The 3,504-nt window shown below is 36.7% G+C and carries 2 protein-coding genes; both read left to right on the plus strand.

Features of this window, described 5'->3' with window-relative positions:
• Positions 1-200 precede the first annotated feature (200 nt).
• Positions 201-1,919 (plus strand): hypothetical protein, encoded by a 1,719-nt coding sequence (locus ABF281_RS06690; protein ID WP_347180909.1) that lies wholly within the window; start codon positions 201-203, stop codon positions 1,917-1,919.
• A 1-nt stretch (position 1,920) separates the two neighbouring features.
• Positions 1,921-3,408, plus strand: coding sequence for a mannitol dehydrogenase family protein (locus ABF281_RS06695; RefSeq protein WP_347180910.1), 1,488 nt, complete (start codon positions 1,921-1,923; stop codon positions 3,406-3,408).
• Positions 3,409-3,504 lie beyond the last annotated feature (96 nt).

The raw sequence follows: 3,504 nt of genomic DNA on the forward strand, positions 1-3,504 counted from the left end.
GTAAACAAGAAGGTTTTCTTACTATAGCTCGCACTAAATTGGTTCGAGGAAATACTCTAGCTCATATCGCTAGATATTTAAATCTCGACCAATGGATTTTGATGGATGAAAAAGGAACTCGTCAAGGTTGGCATAAAAATGAAAAAGTTTTAGTGTAACATTCTTTATATAAAATTTCACAAACAGAACCACACCAATAGATGCATTCCACCGAAAACAACAAACAATTTGAATCAATAGATGAAGAACAATTACCAGTAGCAAAACATAGACTTCACGATTGGACTCACTTTGCTGGTTTGTATGCTGCTGAACATGTTGCAGCAACAGAATTTGTTATTGGTGCTACTTTTGTAGCGCTAGGAGCTAAGACTATTGATATTATCTTTGGTCTTTTGATAGGTAATATTCTTGCCGTTTTGAGCTGGAGATTTATTACATCTCCTATAGCGGTAGACACCCGATTAAGTCTGTACACTTATTTAAATAAGATCGCAGGAGATTCCATGACTAAGCTATACAATTGGGCTAATGTCATTATATTTTCAGTTATTTCTGCAGCAATGATCACCGTATCTTCTACCGCTGTTCGATTTGCTTTTAATATTCCAGCCCAGCTCAATTGGTATCCCACCAATGCATGGTTTATTTTAATTGTTATTGCAGTCGGAATAGTAGTTGTATCCATTGCCCTTTATGGCTTTAACGCAGTCTCGGATTTTTCTAGTTTGTGCGCCCCTTGGCTTTTTGTAATGTTTACAAGTGGAGCAATGGTTCTTTTACCTGCTTTGTCATTGGACATCTTGGGTAAAACATTGCCGGCAGGGCTGTCAGATTTAATGACATTGGGAGATCAAAGTGTATGGACTGGCATAAACAGCGAGGGAAATGAAGGCATTGGATTGGTAGAAGTCATTGGTTTTGGCTGGGCTGCTAATACGATTACTCATTTTGGATTAGTGGACATGGCCTTGCTCAGGTTCGCTAAAAAGAAGAATTATGCATACGCATCCAGTACAGGCATGATGTTTGGCCATTATGTGGCTTGGATAGCAGCCGGAATTATGGGGGCAGGTGCTGCCGTTATTTTAGGAAAGTCTATTGTATCGCTTGACCCAGGAGATGTAGCATATTACGCCCTTGGATTATCTGGATTTGTGATTGTAATTGTAGCTGGATGGACAACAGCTATTACAAATTTATACCGAGCAGGTTTAGCTGCTCAGGCTATTTTTTATAATCATTCTCGACAGAAAACAACTATTATAGTTGGATTGGTTACCGTTGTTATTGCTTGTTTTCCCTTTGTATTTTCACAAATATTACCATTACTAACTTATGCAGGACTTCTTGTGGTTCCTGTTGGGGCAATTGTTTTCGCAGAGCATCAAATTTTTCCTAGAATAGGCTATACCAGATATTGGTCTTTTTATCGGGGACTTAGTTTTAGCATGCCTGCGGTTGCTTCATGGGGATTGGGTTTATTTTTTGGTTTTGGCTTAAACGCTTTGGACGTCATTTCTTTTTATTACTTGTTTATCCCTACTTGGTTTTTTACAATAGCAGTGTATACCTTTCTTGCCTCCAGGTATGGCGCTAAGAAAAAGTATGCAGCACATGAAAAAGAGGAGGAACTTCGAAGTCTGGCTATAGAAAGTTTTCAAGAGCAACAAGAAAAAGAACAAAGACCTTTAATTAAAGATATCTCTTTGTTGTCTAAGGGTTTAAAATTTCTTGCAATAACAGCATTAATCATTACTCTAGGATTGGCATGTAATGTATTATTTGGGAGTGATCTTGAGACAGATTATATAAAAAACCGTGATTTATTCTATGACTATGGATTCATTTGTACTGTTATATACTTTGTATCTGCTTATTGGGCATTAAAACGCGGGAAACAAACTACAACTATTTAAGATGAATACACCTATAAAACTAAATCAGTTAAACCTAATTGAGATAGAAAATCGAATGCCTGTTCCATCTTACTCCAGGACAAATCAGGATATTGATATAATACATATTGGTGTAGGAGGCTTTCACAGAGCACACTTAGCATATTACGTACATTTGCTAAAAAAAGAAGGAGCAAGCACTTCAATTTGCGGAATAGGCCTACGTGAAGGAGACCGTAAAATACAAGAAGCACTCATAAATCAAGACTATCTCTACACCTTAATTGTGAAACATCCTAATGGAGAAATAGTTCCAGAAGTCATAGGATCTATTGTAGATTTTGAACTAGGTGTGGAGGACCCTGAAGCCGTTATTGAACGCATGGCTTTTAGTAGCACAAAAATTATTTCTCTCACAATTACCGAAGGAGGCTATAATTTTGATCCTGCCACTGGAGAATTTAACTTTGATAATTTAGAGATACAAGATGAAATTCGAAACCCCCAAGAACCCAAAACCATATTTGGGTTTTTAACAGCAGCCATGAAACTACGTCGTGACCGAGGCTTGACTGCATTAACCATTTTATCTTGTGATAATATTGAGCACAATGGAGATATGACCCGGAAGATGCTACTCTCTTTTGCAGAAGTACAGGATCCTGAATTAGCCAAATGGATTGCTAAAGAGGTTTGTTTTCCAAATAGTATGGTAGATCGTATTACACCTATTACCGCTACCTCAGATATTGATATGCTTGAAGAGGACTATCATTTAAAAGACACATGGCCGGTTACCTGTGAACCATTCATTCAATGGGTTGTGGAGGATAAGTTTTCTTCTGGTCGACCTGAATTTGAAAAGGTAGGCGTCCAATTTGTTTCTGATGTAGCACCTTACGAGAAAATGAAGTTGAGAATGCTTAACGCAGGGCACTCAGTTTTGGGGCTTTTAGGTATTCTGTACGGCCACCCAACTATTAATTCATGTGTAGAAGACGAACTTTTTGCCTCTTATTTACAAACATTTCTAGATAAAGAAGCAGCCCCTATTTTAGGCAACATAGAGGGCATTGACATTGTAGCATATAGAAAAAGTCTTTTAGATCGCTTTGGTAATCCAAATATTAAGGATAGTGTAAATCGGATATGTATGGAAAGCTCTGCTAAGCTTCCTAAGTTCTTAATTTCTACGATTCATGAAAATTTAGCTGTTGGGGGAAGTATAAAATTAGCCACTTTAGTGATTGCTGCCTGGTGTTACTCCTGTGACAAAAAGATCAATCAAAATGGACAACCTATAGATATAATAGACACACTTAGCGAACAACTGCATTTAGCCGCAAAACAAACTAAATCTGATCCACTAGCTTTTATTAAGCAAAAAACTATTTTTGGAGATTTATACAAAAGTGAACTTTTCACCAATTGTTATCAAGAGCAGATACAGAAAATATATACAGACAACACTATTATAAAGCATATGAAAGAACTATTGTCTAACGAGTAGATCTTAATAAAAATTAATTAGCGGAATCTAATAAATATATTTTTTCCTTCAATAGGGTCAAATCGTTAATTTTTTGTACAAATTAAAGGTTTGAGA

It is taken from the genome of Wenyingzhuangia sp. (assembly GCF_039768515.1).
Classification (GTDB): Bacteria; Bacteroidota; Bacteroidia; order Flavobacteriales; family Flavobacteriaceae; genus Wenyingzhuangia.